Source organism: Amycolatopsis sp. NPDC051372, from assembly GCF_040682095.1.
GTDB lineage: Bacteria > Actinomycetota > Actinomycetes > Mycobacteriales > Pseudonocardiaceae > Amycolatopsis.
Window position 1 is genome coordinate 752416 of the sequence record NZ_JBFBAF010000001.1, and the last position, 17337, is coordinate 769752.

The 17337-nt window shown below is 69.5% G+C and carries 17 protein-coding genes and 1 riboswitch; of the genes, 12 read left to right on the top strand and 5 right to left on the bottom strand.

Annotation, left to right across the window (positions count from 1 at the left end; genetic code table 11):
* Positions 1-15 precede the first annotated feature (15 nt).
* From AB0M56_RS03485 to AB0M56_RS03510, 6 genes are all read left to right on the top strand, one after another.
* A complete protein-coding gene (locus AB0M56_RS03485; RefSeq protein ID WP_364170609.1) occupies positions 16-1806 on the top strand; it encodes a DUF6779 domain-containing protein in 1791 nt (596 codons plus the stop codon).
* A 589-nt stretch (positions 1807-2395) separates the two neighbouring features.
* On the top strand, positions 2396-3502 hold the full coding sequence (locus AB0M56_RS03490) for a PrsW family intramembrane metalloprotease (protein WP_364170749.1): 1107 nt from the start codon (positions 2396-2398) through the stop codon (positions 3500-3502).
* A 262-nt stretch (positions 3503-3764) separates the two neighbouring features.
* Positions 3765-4667, top strand: coding sequence for a DUF2520 domain-containing protein (locus AB0M56_RS03495; protein ID WP_364170611.1), 903 nt, complete (start codon positions 3765-3767; stop codon positions 4665-4667).
* On the top strand, positions 4664-5572 hold the full coding sequence (panC, locus tag AB0M56_RS03500; protein ID WP_364170614.1) for a pantoate--beta-alanine ligase: 909 nt from the start codon (positions 4664-4666) through the stop codon (positions 5570-5572). The genes AB0M56_RS03495 and panC overlap by 4 nt, the downstream gene beginning before the upstream one ends.
* Before the next feature lie 12 nt (positions 5573-5584).
* On the top strand, positions 5585-6079 hold the full coding sequence (gene panD / locus AB0M56_RS03505; protein ID WP_364170617.1) for an aspartate 1-decarboxylase: 495 nt from the start codon (positions 5585-5587) through the stop codon (positions 6077-6079).
* Positions 6080-6140: 61 nt separating this feature from the next.
* The gene (locus tag AB0M56_RS03510; RefSeq protein ID WP_360603552.1) at positions 6141-6914 is read left to right on the top strand and encodes a type III pantothenate kinase; all 774 of its coding nucleotides are present in this window, start codon (positions 6141-6143) and stop codon (positions 6912-6914) included.
* Here the strand turns inward: AB0M56_RS03510 and AB0M56_RS03515 are convergent.
* Positions 6911-7654 (bottom strand): NAD(P)H-binding protein, encoded by a 744-nt coding sequence (locus AB0M56_RS03515; RefSeq protein WP_364170620.1) that lies wholly within the window; start codon positions 7652-7654, stop codon positions 6911-6913. The genes AB0M56_RS03510 and AB0M56_RS03515 overlap by 4 nt on opposite strands.
* A gap of 80 nt (positions 7655-7734) precedes the next feature.
* On the opposite strand from AB0M56_RS03515, the gene AB0M56_RS03520 reads away from it, so the two are divergent.
* Entirely contained in the window at positions 7735-8595 is an 861-nt protein-coding gene (locus tag AB0M56_RS03520; RefSeq protein WP_364170622.1) for a sigma-70 family RNA polymerase sigma factor, read from the top strand.
* On the opposite strand, the gene AB0M56_RS03525 is transcribed toward AB0M56_RS03520, so the two are convergent.
* Positions 8592-8906, bottom strand: a complete 315-nt coding sequence (locus AB0M56_RS03525) for an SMR family transporter (protein WP_364170624.1) — start codon at positions 8904-8906, stop codon at positions 8592-8594. The two genes, AB0M56_RS03520 and AB0M56_RS03525, sit on opposite strands and share 4 nt — an antisense overlap.
* A gap of 33 nt (positions 8907-8939) precedes the next feature.
* Positions 8940-9001: riboswitch (guanidine-III (ykkC-III) riboswitch) on the bottom strand.
* 55 nt (positions 9002-9056) lie between these two features.
* A complete protein-coding gene (locus tag AB0M56_RS03530) occupies positions 9057-9821 on the bottom strand; it encodes a class I SAM-dependent methyltransferase (RefSeq protein WP_364170626.1) in 765 nt (254 codons plus the stop codon).
* A gap of 94 nt (positions 9822-9915) precedes the next feature.
* Between AB0M56_RS03530 and lysS the strand changes: the two genes are divergently transcribed.
* Together lysS and AB0M56_RS03540 are read left to right on the top strand one after the other, a co-directional pair.
* Positions 9916-11424: a lysine--tRNA ligase gene (lysS, locus tag AB0M56_RS03535; RefSeq protein WP_364170751.1), complete on the top strand. Its 1509-nt coding sequence runs from the start codon at positions 9916-9918 to the stop codon at positions 11422-11424.
* 151 nt (positions 11425-11575) lie between these two features.
* A complete protein-coding gene (locus tag AB0M56_RS03540) occupies positions 11576-11929 on the top strand; it encodes an Lsr2 family protein (protein ID WP_285971935.1) in 354 nt (117 codons plus the stop codon).
* Positions 11930-12072: 143 nt separating this feature from the next.
* On the opposite strand, the gene AB0M56_RS03545 is transcribed toward AB0M56_RS03540, so the two are convergent.
* Positions 12073-12777: a helix-turn-helix domain-containing protein gene (locus AB0M56_RS03545; RefSeq protein WP_364170628.1), complete on the bottom strand. Its 705-nt coding sequence runs from the start codon at positions 12775-12777 to the stop codon at positions 12073-12075.
* A 176-nt stretch (positions 12778-12953) separates the two neighbouring features.
* On the opposite strand from AB0M56_RS03545, the gene AB0M56_RS03550 reads away from it, so the two are divergent.
* Complete coding sequence (locus tag AB0M56_RS03550; protein ID WP_364170630.1) at positions 12954-13316, top strand: maleylpyruvate isomerase N-terminal domain-containing protein; 363 nt, start codon at positions 12954-12956, stop codon at positions 13314-13316.
* Positions 13271-13525, top strand: coding sequence for a hypothetical protein (locus AB0M56_RS03555; RefSeq protein WP_364170632.1), 255 nt, complete (start codon positions 13271-13273; stop codon positions 13523-13525). The genes AB0M56_RS03550 and AB0M56_RS03555 overlap by 46 nt, the downstream gene beginning before the upstream one ends.
* Positions 13526-13532: 7 nt before the next feature.
* Here AB0M56_RS03555 and AB0M56_RS03560 read toward each other — a convergent pair whose 3' ends face one another.
* Entirely contained in the window at positions 13533-14357 is an 825-nt protein-coding gene (locus AB0M56_RS03560; RefSeq protein ID WP_364170634.1) for a (2Fe-2S)-binding protein, read from the bottom strand.
* Positions 14358-14726: 369 nt separating this feature from the next.
* Between AB0M56_RS03560 and AB0M56_RS03565 the strand changes: the two genes are divergently transcribed.
* Complete coding sequence (locus AB0M56_RS03565; RefSeq protein ID WP_364170635.1) at positions 14727-17273, top strand: ATP-dependent Clp protease ATP-binding subunit; 2547 nt, start codon at positions 14727-14729, stop codon at positions 17271-17273.
* Positions 17274-17337 lie beyond the last annotated feature (64 nt).

The window sequence follows — 17337 nt, forward strand, 5'->3', positions numbered from 1 at the left end:
GGTACGGTGTCTGTCATGACCGGCGTGGGTGACGACTCGCGCGGCCGCCTTCTGGGCAGGCCGTGGCTCGTCGTCGGATTCGTCCTCGCCATCGGAGCCACTCTCGCACTGGTGCTCAGCGACGACCTCCGGTTCCTCCGGTTGGGAATCGTCGCAGCCCTGTGGGCCGCCTTGATCGGCGCCTTCCTCGCCGTGAGGTATCGCAAGCACGCGGCGCACAGCGAGGACGCGGTCGCCGAGGCGCAGGCGGTATACGAACTGGAACTGGAACGCGAGATCGCGGCTCGGCGTGAGTACGAGCTGGAGATCGAAGCCGAGACGAGGGAGACCGCGGAGGCCCAGTCGCGCGAAGAGCTCGACGCGTTGCGCGCCGAGGTGTCGGCGCTGCGCGAGAGCCTGCAGTCGCTGTTCGGTGGCGAGGTGCTGCTGGAACGCGTCGCGCTCACCGCGCAGGCCACGCGCATGCGCTCGCTCAACGACGACCAGCGGCTCGTGTCGGCCGGCTCGGAGTCGAAGAACGGCAACGGCAAGAAGCCCGCGCAGCTCATGGCGCCGAAGAATCCGGTGGTCGAGGTCGGCAACGACCGGCCCACCGAGCTGATGGACCGCGTGCTCGACACCCCCGGCACCGACCGGCGGCGCAAGCCCGCCAACGGTTCGGGCCAGCCAGGTCAGCATGGTCCGGGTCAGGGCCAGGGGCCGAACGGCAAACCGCCCGCTGCGCTGAACACCCAGCGCACGCAGCAGCTCGCGCGGCCGAAACAGAACCGGCCGAAGCCGGCTCCGCAGCCGTCGTCCCAACCCGAGCCCGAGTCGGCCGCCGCGCGCGCCGTGAAGGCCGCCGAACTGCGCGCCGAAGCCGCGCGTCGCCAGGCCTCCGCGGCCGAGTCGCAGCCGACGCGCACCGTCGCGCCGGTCGCGAAGCCCGAGTCGCTTGAGGAAACGCGCCAGGTGCCGCGGGCCGAGGTTTCGCGTCCGGGCATGCGTCAGGTGGAGCCACCGGTGTCGCGCGCTGAGGTGTCGCGGCCGGACCTGCGTCGCGTCGAGCCACCGGTGTCGCGCGCCGAGGCGTCGCGACCGGACCTGCGACGGGTCGAACCCCCGGTCTCGCACGCCGAGGTGTCCCGGCCCGACCTGCCCCGCGTGAGCCGCCAAGACCAGCCGACCGGCGAGTCCACGGGTGCGTGGAAGCCGGCGTGGGACGCGTCCGCCGACTTCGGTGAGCGCCGCCACTCCTCCGGCGACACCCCGCCGAAGCCCCGCGAGGCCACCGCTTCACGCACCGACCTCCCGCCCGTGGCGGAAACTCCGGAGCCCTCGCACGCGGAACCGGGCCAGCGCAAGCCTTCGCGCCTGGAGCAGTTCTCGCGCGCGGACCTGTCGCCCCTGGCCGACTCCGCCCCCTCGACGCGGCACGGGGCTCACTCGAACTCGGGCGACGAACCCGAGGAGCCGGTCAACCCGACCTTGCCGGAGTCGGTCCGCAGCACCGCCGCCAAGAGCTCCGGCGGTCGCCGCCGCCGCTCCGACGACGAGCCGGCCGAAACGCCCGGAAGCGGCCGCCGCCGTCGCCCGGACGGCGAGCCCCCCGCTTGGGAAGGCGTGGTCACCGAGCGGGCTTCGCAGAGCCGCCGCAACGTGCCCCCGGTGGAGGCCCCGGAGGAAACCCCCTCCCGCGGCCGCCGCTCCGCCGACGCCGCGCCGGCGAGCGGCTCTCACACGGCGGGCCGGTCGGTCACGGAACTCCTGGCCGCCAATGGCGCTGCGGAATCAGCGCCGCGGCGACGTCGTCGCGCAGAAGACTGAACCTCCCGGAAAGCCCCGGCCCATGATGATTGGGCCGGGGCTTTTCGCTGTGTATCAGCCTTCCGCAAGCCTCACGCCGCCGCGCGAAGCGCCGGCTCGCTCGCCCGATCGACTTGGGCGGTGGTGGCGACGTGGGCCGCGCAGTCTTCGGTGACGAGAGAAGCAGCACCGAAATCTCGGTCGCGCGGCGCCGCTGCGCCGGGAAGCGCGGCTGCTGTGGCCGGAGCCGGAGAGCGCGGTCGTCGGTTCGAGCCGGATTCGTCGCGGCGGGAGAGGCCAAACCTCGGCCGCGCACTGGCTTCGAACCCGAGGAGCCGCTCGCCGCAGCCGTGGCCGGCGCCGGTGAACACGAGTGGGGGCCGAGCCGGATCGGTGCTCGTGACCCCGCCTGTCGAATCAACCGGCCGCCGCGAGATGAGCGGCGACTCCCGCGCAGCCGTTGCCTATCCCGGAAAAACCGCGGCCTCGAAGAGCCACAGCCAGCACCACACACCTCACCCCCGTATGGTGACCGCTCGTGAACGGAACCCTCCCCACCACGAAGGGCTCAGCGGCGAGACCAGGTGCTCGTCTTCCGCGTCGGGTCACGGTGTTGTTGCCCGTGGTCGGGTTGATCGTCGTGGCGTTGTGTGGCCTGTTCCTGTTCGGGCTGGCCACGGCGCGCGTCGGCGTGGGGGCGGTGGCGATCGGGGTGCTGGCGGCGCTCGTGCCGGTCGCGGTGGTGGTCGCGGGGTTCCTGTGGGTGGACCGGTGGGAGCCGGAGCCCGCGAAGTTGCTGTTGCTGGCTTTCGCGTGGGGCGCGTGCATCGCGACGATCACCGCGCTGGTCATCAACAGTGGCGCCGAGGCCGTGGGCGACATCCTGCTCGGCAGTGGCAACGGCTCCAAGGTGAGCGCGCTCGTCTCCGCTCCGCTGGTGGAAGAAGCTGCGAAGGACGCCTTCGTGCTGCTCATCTTCTGGCGCCGCAGCGCGGAGTTCGACGGGGTGGTCGACGGGATCGTCTACGCGGGCTTCTCGGCGGCCGGCTTCGCGTTCACCGAGAACATCTACTACTTCGGCCGCGCGTTCGCCGAGTACGGCTTCGGCAACGGCGCCAACGCGGGCGTGCTCGCCGCGTTCTTCCTGCGCGGGGTGCTGTCGCCGTTCACACACCCGTTGTTCGCCGTGATGGCGGGCATCGGTTTCGGGGTGGCGGCACGCACGCGGCAGCGGTGGTTGCGGGTGGTCGCGCCGCTGGCCGGGTACCTCGCGGGCGTCTGCCTCCACGCGCTGTGGAACAGCGCCGCCACGCTCGGTGGCTCGAAGGCGTTCCTCACCGTGTACTTCCTGATCATGGTGCCGCTGTTCATCGGTGTGGTCTACGTGATCGTGCTGCAACGGCGGCGCGAACAACGCATCGTGGCCGCCGCGTTGCCGAAGATGGTGGCCGACCGGTGGATCGCGAAGTCGGAGGTCAGCCTGCTGGCGAGTCTTTCGGGGCGCCGTGCGTGGCGCAGACAGGCCAGACGCGAGTCCGGCAGAGCGGCGGCGCGGGCGGTCGGGCTGTACCAGGCGAGCGTGTCGGAGCTCGCGTTCCTGGGGCGCAACAGCATCCGCAGCGAAGAGGACCAGCAGCGTCAGGACGAGCTGCTGCGCACCCTCAAAACCGCTCGGGCCGACGCCGTGCGTCTCGCCACCGCGGGCGAGCCGCGATGATCGTCATCCCCCTCGCGGGGTAGCTCGATCGAGTCGAGAAACCCGTGCTCAGCGGGGGTGCGGCGGCCCTCCGCCACACAGATCCCCGAGGCGCGATTAAATTACCTCCGCGATTGAACGACCGGGTGAAGCTCGTCACCAGAGCTCCGCCATCCGGACGCGACGGGGCTACTCTCGCGCCGTCGTCTGGTACCCGCGCCGGAAGAGCGGGACTGGAACGAGCCAAGGAGTTTCGAGCCATGAGCGTCCACAGGCGCACGCCATGAACCGACCGGCCCGCCTCGCGGTGGGCGTGGTCTCGGCCGGCCGGGTGGGCAGCGTCCTCGGCGCCGCACTGGCCAGGGCCGGGCACACGGTGGTCGCCGCATCCGGCCTGTCGGCCGAGTCGCTGGCGCGGGCCGAACGCCTGCTACCCGACGTCCCCCTGCTGCCGCCCGACGAGGTCGTCCGCCGTGCCGACCTGGTGCTGCTCGCACTGCCCGACGACGCCCTCGAAGGCATGGTCCGCGGGCTCGTGGCGACGGAGTCGCTGCGGCCGGGCCAGATCGTCGTCCACACCTCCGGTGCCCACGGAGTCGACGTCCTGAAGCCCGCCGCGCAGGCCGGCGCGCTGGCGCTCGCGCTGCACCCCGTGCTCACGTTCACCGGCCGCGCCGAGGACCTCGAACGCCTCAGCACCGCCAGCATCGGCGTCACGGCGGCGCCCGACGACGAGGTGGCGTGGAACGTCGGCGAAGCGCTGGCCGTGGAGATGGGCACCGAGCCCGTGCGCATCCCCGAGGCCGCCCGCGCGCTCTACCACGCGGCGCTCTCGCACGGCGCCAACCACCTGATGACGCTCGTCGCGGACTGCACGGAGCTGCTGCGCGAAGCCGGAATCGGGCATTCGGAACGACTCGTCGCGCCACTGCTGTCGGCCGCATTGGATAATGTGCTGCGCCACGGCGACCGCGCCCTCACCGGCCCGGTGGCGCGTGGTGATCTCGGCACCGTCCGCAAGCACCTCACCGTGCTCGCGGACTCGGAGCCGGCGATCGCCCCGGCCTACCGGGCACTGGCCCGGCGCACGGCCGAGCGGTCCCGCGCCGCCGGCCTGCTCGACGCGGCGACCGCCGCCGAGCTGACCGACCTCCTCGACGACCCCGCCGAAGGGCAGACCCCGTGACCACACCGAAGTTCCAGCGCGCCACGCTCAACGCGTACCAGCCGCCCGAACACATCAGTCAGGTGAGCCGCGCGCTGCGCAGCGTCGGCCACAAGGTGGCGCTCGTGCCCACGATGGGCGCGTTGCACGCCGGCCACCGCGAGCTGATGCGCCGCGCGAAGCGCCTGCCGAACACGATCGTGGCCGCGTCGATCTTCGTGAACCCGCTGCAGTTCGGCGCGGGCGAGGATTTCGAGGCGTACCCGCGGCGCATGGAGGAGGACCTCGCGACGCTGGCCGAAGCCGGCGTCGAGCTGGCCTTCACGCCGAAGGCGAGCGACCTGTACACCGAGAACGCGATGGTCACCGTGCACCCCGGCCCGCTCGGCGACGAGCTGGAAGGCGCCGTGCGGCCCGGGCACTTCACCGGGGTGCTCACCGTCGTCGCGAAGCTGTTCAACCTGCTGCGCCCGGACTACGCGTTCTTCGGGGAGAAGGACTACCAGCAGCTGGTGCTGATCAAGAAAATGGTGGCCGACCTGAACATCGACACCCGCGTGATCGGGGTGCCGACGGTCCGCGAGCGCGACGGGCTCGCATTGTCTTCCCGCAACGTGTACCTCACGCCGGAGCAGCGGGAGGACGCCGTGGTGCTCTCCGCGGCATTGACCGCGGGGGCGCACGTCGGCCGCGACGGGACCGAAGCGGTGCTGGCGATGGCTCGCCGGACGCTCGCCGAGCGTCCGCAGGTGGAGGTGGACTACCTGGAGCTGAGGGGAACCGATCTCGGGCCGGCGCCCGTCGACGGTGAGGCACGGTTGTTGATCGCCGCCCGGGTGGGGAGCACCCGGCTGATCGACAACGTGGGAGTGCTGCTCGGACGGGCTGTGGACCATCCGAGTGTGGATCTGGACGCAGGGGAATAGGGAGAGTCCACGATGTACCGCACGATGCTGAAGTCGAAGATCCACCGGGCCACCGTGACGCAGGCGGATCTGCACTACGTGGGGTCGGTAACCGTCGACGAGGACCTGATGGAGGCCGCCGACCTCCTGCCGGGCGAACAGGTGTCCATTGTGGACGTCACGAACGGGGCCCGGCTCGAGACCTACGTGATCAAGGGCGAGCGCGGCAGCGGCGTGCTCGGCATCAACGGCGCCGCGGCGCACCTGGTGCACCCCGGAGACCTCGTCATCCTCATCTCCTACGGCCAGATGGACAGCGTGGAGGCGCTGAACTACAAGCCGCGGGTGATCTTCGTCGACGAGGACAACCAGATCGTCGAACGCGGCACCGACCCGGCCCACGCGCCGGAAGGGTCGGGGCTTCTGAGCGGCACCGTCACGCTGCCCGAGGAGGACACGATCGCCTTCCCCGTGGCCGAAACCGCGGACGCGCGCCGCCTCGACGCGTTGCTGCACGCGGAAAGCTAAGTCATAACTGTGATCCACTGAGTCGGCGGCGAAACCGGGGCCGCAGTAAAGGAAGTCCGCGTTGCTGCTCACCGTCGACGTCGGCAACACCAACATCGTCCTCGGCCTGTACGAGGGGCAGCGGCTCGTCGGCGACTGGCGCATGCGCACCGACGCGCGCATGACCGCCGACGAGCTCGCGCTCACCATGCGCGGCTTGCTCGGTCCGCACGCGGACGCGATCACCGGCATCAGCGCACTGTCCACAGTGCCCGCCGTGCTGCGCGAACTGCGGGTGATGCTCGGGCGTTACTACTCGCGGCTGCCGAAGATCGTGGTGGAGCCCGGCGTGCGCACGGGTGTGCCGCTGCTCGTGGACAACCCCAAGGAGGTGGGCGCCGACCGGCTCGTGAACACCCTCGCCGCCCACCACCTGCACGCCACCGCGTGCGTGGTGGTCGACTTCGGCACGTCCACGAACGTCGACGCCATCTCCGCCAAGGGCGAGTTCCTCGGCGGCGCGTTCGCCCCCGGCATCGACATCTCCGTGGACGCGCTCGCCGCCCGCGCGGCCGCGTTGCGCAAGGTGGAGCTCGTGCCGCCACGCTCGGTCATCGGCAAGAACACCGTGGAATGTCTGCAGTCCGGCATCCTCTACGGCTTCGCGGGCCAGGTCGACGGCCTCGTCAAGCGCATCGTGCGCGAGCTGCGCAGCGAGGAAACCGAGCCGGTCGCGGTGATCGCGACCGGCGGCCTCGCGCCGTTGGTGATCGGCGAATCGGAGACGATCAAGGAACACGTGCCCGATTTGACGTTGCTGGGCTTGCGGTTGGTTTATGAACGCAACGTGCGTTAGTCGCGCGCGAGGAATTCCTCCCAGGTGCGGGTGCCGGTTTCGGCGTCGAGGTTGAGGTTGTCGCCCGCGCGGTAGGCGCGGCCGGCCTTGCCCGGCAGCCGGACGGGCAGCTTGGGGCGGCGTTTTCCGTTGGTCCGTAAGTAATCCTCGACGAGTTCGCGCATGGTGTAGATCTTCGGGCCGGCCAGGTCGGGGACGCGGCCGGCGGGCGCGCCGAGGGTCAGTTCGGCGAGGCGAGCCGCGACGTCGTGGGCGTCCACCGGCTGGAACCGCATGCCGCCCGGCACGGGGACGACGGGCAGTTTCGCGGCGGCGCGCACGGCGTCGAGGCAGAAGCCGTGGAACTGGGCGGCGCGCAGGATCGTCCACGGCAGGCCCGAGGCGATCAAGGTCTTCTCCGCCTCGAACTTGCGCGTGAAGTAACCCAGCGGCACGCGGTCGGCGGCGATCACCGAGATGAGCACGAAGTGGCCCACCCCTGCGCGTTCGGCGGCTTTCACCAGGTTCGCGGTGGCCACGTCGTCGCCCTTCGGGCCGCCGGCCAGGTGCAGCACCACGTCCACGCCGTCCACCGCGGCTTCCAGGCCATCGCCGCTGAGCAGGTCGCAGGCGAAGTACTCGATGCCGTCGGCGGGCTTGCGGGCGTGGCGGCTGAGCACGCGCAGCTTCGCGTCCCGCAGCTGCGGGGTGACGAGGGTGCCGAGCGTGCCGGTGCCGCCGGTGACGAGGATCGTGCTCATCGGGTTCCTCCGTTCCGGTCACGTGACCGGGATTGTCGGTGTCTACTTCGGTGAACCCGCGCGACGGAGGAATGTGACACGTGGACGAAAAGGCCTGGTTGGCGCAGCAGTTCGAGGAGAACCGCCCGCGGCTGCGTGGCGTCGCGTACCGGATGCTGGGCTCGCTGAGCGAGGCCGAGGACGCCGTGCAGGAAGCGTGGCTGCGGCTCGACGGCGTGGACTCGGCCGAGATCGAGAGCCTGCCCGCCTGGCTCACCACGGTCGTCTCGCGCCAGTGCCTCAACCAGCTGCGCGCGCGCGAACGCCGGCGTGAGGACTCGCTCGACGCCGAGGTCTTCGAGCGCGGCGACGACTTCGACCTCGAGGCAGAAGCGCAGCTCGCCGACTCGGTGGGGCTCGCGTTGCTGGTCGTGCTCGACTCGCTGGGGCCGGCCGAGCGCATCGCGTTCGTGCTGCACGACATGTTCGCGGTGCCGTTCGAGGACATCGCCGTGATGCTCGACCGCACGCCCGCCGCCGTGCGCCAGCTGGCCAGCCGCGCCCGGCGCCGGGTCCGGGGCGAGCAGCCGGCCGCCGACGTCACGCGCAGTCGCCGGGCCGTCGAGGCCTACCTGGCGGCCGCGCGCGGCGGCGACTTCGAGGCGCTGCTGCAGCTGCTCGACCCCGATGTGGTGCTGCAGGCCGACGCCGTCGTCTCGGGCGCTCCGGCGCCCGTGGTGCTGCGCGGCGTCCGCAGCGTGAGCAAGGGCGCGCTGCTCGCGTCCGACCGGGCTCGCGGCACGCAGGTCGCGCTGGTCGACGGCCTGCCCGCTCTGGTGCTGGCCCCACGCGGCCGTCTCGAGGTGGTCCTCACGTTCACCTTCGACGGCGACCGCATCACGGCGATCGACGTCATCGGGGATCCGAAGCATCTCAGCGCGCTGGAGATCACCGTTCCTTAGTGCAGCACCTTCAACCCCACAACCCCGACGACGATCAGCACCAGGCACGCGATGCGGCCGATCGTCGCGGGGTCGTGGAGGGCGAAGACGCCGTACAAGGCGGTCCCCACGGCACCGATACCGACCCACACGTCGTAACCGGTGCCGAGGGGAATGCTGCGCAGGGCGTACGCGAGACCACCCATGCTGGCGATGAGGGCGACGAGGAAGACCACCGTCGGCCACAGCTTCGTGAAACCCTTCGTGGCCGACAGCGCGGCCGCCCAGACGGTTTCCAGAAAGCCCGCGACAACCAGAACTGCCCAAGCCATGATCAAGAACCTTTCGCAGTGACGTGTTCATTCACTGCGCCGTCTTGTCCTGACCGGGTACGACGCTCTCGTCCGGGACGCCGAGTGGCATCAGTTCCGAAATTAGCACCGACTCGCACGCCCTGCCGGTGATCTTCGTCGCCGGAAACCTCAGCTCTTGCGCGCCCGGAAAACAGTCGTCACCAGCGGGTAGTCGAACTCGCCCGCACCCGCTTCCGGCACCGCCAGGAGGTACTCACGAGCGGCAGCCAGTGCCGCGTCGCGTTCGGCTGCTTCGGCGACCAGGAAGTTGGAGTGCGTGCCGACGGTGGCCAGCAGCGAGTCGATCGTGCGGCGGTGCGTGTGCGGGAACTCGTGGTCCTCGAACGGCTCGAAGCCGGCTGCCGTCAGGCCCTCGTTCTCGTCGCGGAACAGTCGGCTCACGCCCGTGCGCACGAGCCTCGAGAACTCGACCACCCACTCCACCGTCGCGTCGTCGTGGTTCCACAGCGCCACGACGACCCCGCACGGGCGTAGCACGCGGCGGATTTCCGCGAACGCGGGCTCGAGATCGAACCAGTGCAGCGCCTGTCCGATGAACACCGCGTCGACGGACTCGTCGGCCAGCGGGATGTCCTCGGCCTTGCCCGTCAGCGCCGTCGTGTCCGGCAGCAGCTTGGACAGCTGGGCGAGCATGCCCTCGTCGGGCTCGACCGCGGTCACGGTGAGGCCGAGGTCGACCAGCCCCTGCGTGAGCTTTCCGGTGCCGGCGGCGAGGTCGAGCACGTCGTGCGCGTCGTGCGCGGCGCCGGCGAGCCCCCATTCCACGGCGGCCTGCGGGTAGTCGGGCCGGTGCTCGGCGTAGGCGGCGGCGTGGCCGCCGAACGACGAGGCGCGGCGGGCGTGGAGTTCCTGGTCATACGTGGCTTCGGTCACGAGAACCGAGACTAATACGGGAAAAGGCAGCGCCGGTGCCTCGAAGGGTAATCCGGTTGGCGTCGCCGACCAGCGGGTTCGTACGCTATGGGCCATGACCGAATTCCCCGCGCCCGACGCGCTGCCCGAAGACGACCTGCCCGAACAGATGCGGGTGCGCCGGGACAAGCGCGACCGGATAATCGCGGAGGGTGTCGATCCTTACCCCGTAGAGGTTCCCCGCACTCACTCGCTCGCCGAGATCCGGGCCGCGCACACAGATCTCGCACCCGACACCGCCACTGGTCAGACGGTCGGCGTCACCGGCCGGGTGATGTTTCTGCGCAATACGGGCAAACTGTGTTTCGCCACTCTTCGTGAGGGCGACGGCACGGAACTGCAGGCGATGCTCAGCCTCGCGAAGGTCGGTGAGGAGTCGCTCGCGTCGTGGAAGAGCGATGTCGATCTCGGTGACCACGTATTCGTCGCCGGCGAGGTGATCACTTCCAAGCGCGGTGAACTTTCCGTGATGGCCGACAAGTGGCAGCTCACGTCGAAGGCGCTGCGGCCGCTGCCCAACACGCACTCCGACCTCGCCGAGGAAACGCGAATCCGGCAGCGTTATGTCGACTTGATTCTGCGCGATCGGGCTCGCGATGTGGTGCGCACTCGCGCCGGCGTGGTGCGCTCGCTGCGCGAGTCGTTCCACCGCCGCGGATTCACTGAGGTCGAGACGCCGATGCTGCAGACGCTGCACGGCGGCGCCGCGGCCAGGCCATTCGTCACGCATTCGAATGCGTTCGACCTGGAGCTGTACCTGCGCATCGCGCCGGAGCTCTACCTCAAGCGCTGCGTGGTCGGCGGGATCGAGAAGGTTTTCGAGATCAACCGCAACTTCCGCAACGAGGGCAGCGACTCCTCGCACTCGCCCGAGTTCGCGATGCTGGAGTACTACGAGGCCTACGCCACGTACGACACGAATGCCGTGATGACCCGCGAACTCATCCAGGAGGCCGCGGAGAACGTGCTGGGCACCCAGGTCGTCACCCTCGTCGACGGAACGGAGTACGACCTTTCCGGCGAATGGACGACGCTCGGCATGTACGAGTCGCTGTCGGAGGCATTGGGTGAAGAAGTGTCACCCGAGACTCCCGCCGAGCGGTTGCACAAGATCGCCGCGGCGCGCGAGATCGAGGTGGACCCGAAGCTCACCCACGGCAAACTGGTCGAAGAACTGTGGGAACACCTCGTGGGCGACGATCTCACCGCGCCCACATTTGTGCGTGATTTTCCGCTCGAGACATCCCCTCTGACCAGGCAGCATCGCAGCCGGGCCGGGGTCGCGGAGAAGTGGGACCTCTACGTGCGCGGTTTCGAACTCGCCACGGGTTACTCCGAGCTGGTGGATCCGGTCGTGGAGCGGCAGCGCCTCACCGAACAGTCCCTCCTGGCGGCACAGGGTGATAGCGAGGCCATGCGTCTCGACGAGGATTTCCTTCGCGCCCTGGAGTACGGAATGCCACCGAGCGGCGGTGTCGGAATGGGAGTCGACCGGCTGCTCATGGCGCTGACCGGTCTCGGTATCCGGGAGACGATCCTCTTCCCCCTCGTACGGCCTGAATAACCCCACCCGACGGTAGGAACCGGCGGGGTTTATCTCAAACGAGATTTGCACGTCGGGGGATGAGCGGGTATTAATGTGAGTGACAAAGACTTCTGTCCCGGGGCTCGCCCCGTAACCAGATCATTCGCGTAAGCCCCGCAGGAGGAATCAGATGGCACAGAAGGTGCTCGTCTCCCTGGTCGATGACCTCGACGGCAGTGAGGCCGAAGAGACCGTCGAGTTCGGTTTGGACGGTGTGACTTACCAGATCGACCTCTCCTCGGAAAACGCCGAAGAGCTGCGCGACGCACTGGCCCAGTACGTGGAGCACGCCCGCCGTGCCGGCGGCCGCAAGCGCGCCGCGCTGCGCCCGGTCGCGGGTGCGAAGGCCTCGGCCCGCCCGGCCACCGTCGACCGCGAGCAGAACCAGGCCATTCGCGCCTGGGCGCGCAAGAACGGTTTCGCGGTTTCCGACCGGGGCCGGATCCCGTCGGAGGTCGTGGAGGCCTACCACCAGAAGAACTGAGGGACACAACGAGGAGGCGGCCGCCGGGTTATTTCCGGCGGCCGTTTTGCTTGTCCGGTTTCTGTCCGGTCGCTTGTGCCGGGTCGGCTTGCGTTCAGTGCGGCTTGTGTTCACCGTGGCTTGTGTTCACCGCGGCGGAGTGTTCAAGAACGCTCGTGCTGCGCCGGTACGGCTCGGCGAGCCGATCGGGCGAACTCGCCGGGCGAGGATCCGGTGACCGCACGAAAATCGCGGGTGAAGTGAGATTGATCGCTATAGCCGAGCCGGGCTGCGAGGTCCGCGAAATCGGGACTTCCGGCGTCGGCGAGGTTGCGCGCGGCGTCGTTCAGGCGGTATATCCGGATCGCCCACTTGGGCGTGCAGCCGACGTGTTCCGCGAAGAGCCGCTGAAGTGCACGTGCGGACAAGCCGGCGCTCGTGGCGAGTTGATCGACGCGTGTGATTTCCGGATCCCCCGCGATTGTTTCCACCGCCGCGGCGACCGTCGGCGCGGCGGGCGGAAGAGCCGAGTGCTTTGCGATCAGCAAGTTGTCGACTGCAGCGATCATTTCCTGATCGCCGCTCGCATTTCGCACCGATTCGGCGGCCGCGGTCCCTTCCCGGCCGAACACCGCTTCGAGTGCCACGGATCGGTCCGCGAGCGTTCGCACCGGCGCGCCGAGGAACGGGCGGAAGCACCCCGGCCGGAATCGCACACCGAGGCCGTGTGCGCGGCCCTCGAGCCGGTGCGTGAACAGGGTGTGGCCTGGGCCGTAGACGCCGCACGCGCCGGGGAAGAAGGTCACGTGAACCGCGATGTTGGGCAGCACGTGCTGATCGTGGAAGCCGTCGAGGTCCCAGTGCAGCACCCAGTGGTAGTCGACGAACTCGTTGAGCGCGGGCGCCGGCGCGTAGCGGGCGAGCGTGAACTTCGTGCGGGCCACGTGCTCGTCGACGATGCCGCGCGGGATCGAGCGCATGCGCTTCACGCTAGTGCGTCGCGTTCGTTCAAGACGGCCGTCACCCGCGGTGCTTGGCTTCACGCATGACCGACCACTCAGCCCTGCTGCGCCCGGCCGCGGCCGAGTTCCTGCGTGTGGCAGCCGCCGCGAAACCGTTCACGGCGCCCACCCCGTGCGCCGGCTACGACGTGCGCGGCCTGCTCAACCACTTGCTCTACTGGGGCCCCTGGCTCGTGGCCGCCGGCCGGCGCGAGACGTACACGGCGACCGGCACCGAAGCCGACGCCGCCCTCTTCGGCGAAGACTGGCTCGCAACGCTGGGGAAGCAGACCGAAGACCTCGTCGACGCCTTCGCGCCCGCAGCCGCGTGGAAAGCCTGGCGACGCTCGGCTCGGCCACGATGCCCGCGGCCGTCGTCGGCGACATGGTGCTCGGCGAGTTCGTGATCCACGGCTGGGACCTCGCCCGCGCGGCGGGCACGCTGCTGACCTGTAGCGACGAGGCCGCGGAAGCCGTGCGCGCGTCCGCCGTCGCCATGGGCGAGCAGGCGCGGGCGATGGGCGTCTACGGCCCCGAGGTACCGGTTCCGTCGGACGCTCCGGCGCTGAACCGCGCGCTGGGCGCGTCGGGCCGCAACCCGGCCTGGCGCGCGTGACCTGCGCTTATCGCGAGCAGACGCGCGGGCATTCCTCGCACTCGGCCTCGCCCGGCAGCAGGTAGGAGAAGCAGCAGCTCTCCCGCCGCCGTTCCCAGGCGCGGTGCCCTTCGGCGTCCACGGCCATGCGCAGGGTCGAGGCGGAGGTCAGCGGGCGGTACCGGTCGTCCAGCACCAACGCGGCGTCGGCGACACCGGCGCCTTCCGCGTCCGGCGTCCCGCCCTGACGGCCGGCCCACCACAGTGAGTTGTCCAGCGCGTCGGTGGCCGCGGCCCACAACATGCGGCGACCCAGCCGGCTGCTCGGCGCGTACGCGCGCACGAAGCGTGTGGCGTGCGCCACGAACTGGGCGCGCAGCACGCCGGCCAGCGCGCGTTCGTCGGCCACGACCGTGGCTTCCGCGCGAGCGGAGCCGGGGTCGGTGGGCAGGCAGTAGAAGCTGTCGCCCAGCACGGCCATGCCCTCGGGGTGCGGACGGTCGTCGCCGAGGCCGAAGGCGAGCTGCTCTGGTTTGAGCGACGGCACGCGGCGTTCGTGGTGCAGCAGCAGCGCGCCGACGTACGCGGGCACATGCAGGTACCACGACATGACGTAACTCGCGGCCGTGCGCTCGGGCGCGGCGCCGTGGTTGTGGAGAAGCCACTTTTCCAGCCGTTCACGCCATTCGGTGAAAAGCTCGGGGTGTTCGAGCAGCTCGGCGCAGTGGAACCACCCGGTCGGGACGTCTCGCCGCAGCTCACCGCGCTCCTGTAGCCCCCCGACCCGCAGGAGCGAACTGGCGAGGCCGTCGCCGACGTCACCGACGTCGCGGGAAGACCGCTGCTGGTTCACCGCGGCCCTCCTCACCGGCCGAACTGATTAGGCGTGCCTAACCTTACAGAGATTTCGCGGTTGCGCCAATCGGGTGCCCACCTGGTGGAAACGGGCAGCTCCCGGATGTGTTCGCGCTGAGCGGACAGGGGGGTGCGCGCGGAATCCGAACGCGGGGCCGTACGTTCGACAGGAAGTAAAAGTGCAGGGCAACCGGATATTGGAGGGTGACCGGACAGGTCGCCGGCCGGGTGTTGAAAGGCCACCGCAAGCCGTAGTGGTACGCAAGCGCGACCGCTTGGCTACTACAGTGGTCTCACGGTGCTGTCCGACGCGGGTGTGAATCCGCGCCGGCAACGGGCCGCCGACGCAGCAGTCGAGGGAGTGCGCATGTTTGAGAGGTTCACCGACCGCGCGAGGCGGGTGGTCGTCCTGGCCCAAGAAGAGGCCCGGATGCTCAACCACAACTACATCGGCACCGAGCACATCCTCCTGGGTCTGATCCACGAGGGTGAGGGTGTCGCCGCCAAGGCGCTCGAGTCGCTGGGCATTGCCCTCGAGGGAGTGCGCCAGCAGGTCGAAGAGATCATCGGCCAGGGCCAGCAGGCGCCGAGCGGGCACATCCCGTTCACGCCGCGGGCCAAGAAGGTGCTTGAGCTGTCGCTGCGCGAAGCGCTGCAGCTCGGCCACAACTACATCGGTACCGAGCACATCCTGCTCGGTCTGATCCGCGAGGGTGAGGGCGTCGCCGCACAGGTGCTCGTCAAGCTCGGCGCGGACCTCAACCGGGTGCGCCAGCAGGTGCTGCAGCTTCTGTCGGGCTACCAGACCGGCGAGAAGTCCACCGAGAGCGGCTCGGGCCGCGGCGAGGGCACCCCGTCGTCGTCGCTGGTGCTCGACCAGTTCGGCCGCAACATGACCGTGCTCGCCCGCGAGGGCAAGCTCGACCCGGTCATCGGGCGCGGCAAGGAGATCGAGCGGGTCATGCAGGTGCTGTCCCGCCGCACCAAGAACAACCCGGTGCTCATCGGCGAGCCGGGCGTCGGCAAGACGGCCGTCGTCGAGGGCCTGGCCCAGAGCATCGTCAAGGGCGAGGTGCCCGAGACGCTCAAGGACAAGCAGCTCTACACGCTGGACCTGGGCTCTCTGGTCGCCGGCTCCCGCTACCGCGGTGACTTCGAAGAGCGCCTGAAGAAGGTGCTCAAGGAGATCAAGACCCGCGGCGACATCATCCTGTTCATCGACGAGCTCCACACGCTCGTCGGCGCGGGTGCCGCCGAGGGCGCCATCGACGCGGCTTCGATCCTGAAGCCGATGCTGGCCCGCGGTGAGCTGCAGACGATCGGTGCGACCACGCTCGAGGAGTACCGCAAGTACATCGAGAAGGACGCCGCGCTGGAGCGCCGCTTCCAGCCGATCCAGGTCGGCGAGCCGTCGCTCGAGCACACCATCGAGATCCTCAAGGGCCTGCGCGACCGGTACGAGGCGCACCACCGCGTCTCGATCACCGACTCGGCGCTGGTCGCGGCCGCCACACTGGCCGACCGCTACATCAACGACCGGTTCCTGCCGGACAAGGCCATCGACCTCATCGACGAGGCCGGCGCCCGCATGCGCATCCGCCGCATGACCGCGCCGCCGGACCTGCGCGAGTTCGACGAGAAGATCGCCGACGTCCGCCGCGACAAGGAGTCCGCGATCGACGCGCAGGACTTCGAGCGGGCCGCGCGCCTGCGTGACGAGGAGAAGACCCTCCTCGGCCAGAAGGGCGAGCGCGAGAAGCAGTGGAAGGACGGCGACCTCGACGTCGTCGCCGAGGTGGACGACGAGCAGATCGCGGAGGTGCTGGCCAACTGGACCGGCATCCCGGTGTTCAAGCTCACCGAGGAGGAGACCACCCGGCTGCTGCGCATGGAGGAAGAGCTCCACAAGCGCATCATCGGCCAGGAGGACGCGGTCAAGGCCGTCTCCCAGGCGATCCGCCGTACGCGTGCGGGTCTGAAGGACCCGAAGCGCCCGTCGGGCTCGTTCATCTTCGCCGGCCCGTCCGGTGTCGGTAAGACCGAGCTGTCCAAGGCGCTGGCGGCCTTCCTGTTCGGCGAGGACGACGCGCTCATCCAGATCGACATGGGTGAGTTCCACGACCGCTACACCGCTTCGCGGCTCTTCGGTGCCCCTCCGGGCTACGTCGGCTACGAAGAGGGCGGGCAGCTGACCGAGAAGGTGCGGCGCAAGCCGTTCTCGGTGGTGCTCTTCGACGAGATCGAGAAGGCGCACCAGGAGATCTACAACACGCTCCTGCAGGTGCTCGAAGACGGCCGCCTCACCGACGGCCAGGGTCGCACGGTCGACTTCAAGAACACGGTCCTGATCTTCACCTCGAACCTGGGCACCTCGGACATCTCCAAGTCCGTGAGCCTCGGCTTCTCCTCCGGAGCGGACGTCACCAACCGCTACGAGAAGATGAAGCAGAAGGTCAACGAGGAGATGAAGAAGCATTTCCGGCCCGAGTTCCTGAACCGGATCGACGACATCATCGTCTTCCACCAGCTCACGCAGGACCAGATCATCATGATGGTCGACCTGATGATCGGCCGCGTGGAAACGCAGCTCAAGGCCAAGGACATGGAGCTGGAGCTCACGGAGAAGGCCAAGGCTCTGCTGGCCAAGCGTGGCTTCGACCCCGTGCTCGGCGCCCGGCCGTTGCGTCGCACGATCCAGCGCGAGATCGAGGACCAGCTGTCGGAGAAGATCCTGTTCGGCGAGGTCGAGCCGGGTCAGATCATCCTGGTCGACGTCGAGGGCTGGAGCGGCAACCCCGAGGACCGCGACGACGAAGCGCACTTCACCTTCCGCGGTGAGAAGCGCCCGTCTTCGGTTCCGGACGCGCCGCCGGTGACCATCGGCGCCTCGGAGCACGACACCGAGAACGACTGATCACCCGCAGTATTTGAGAAAGCGCAGTACCTGAGAAGGGCGGTTCCCCACGGGGAGCCGCCCT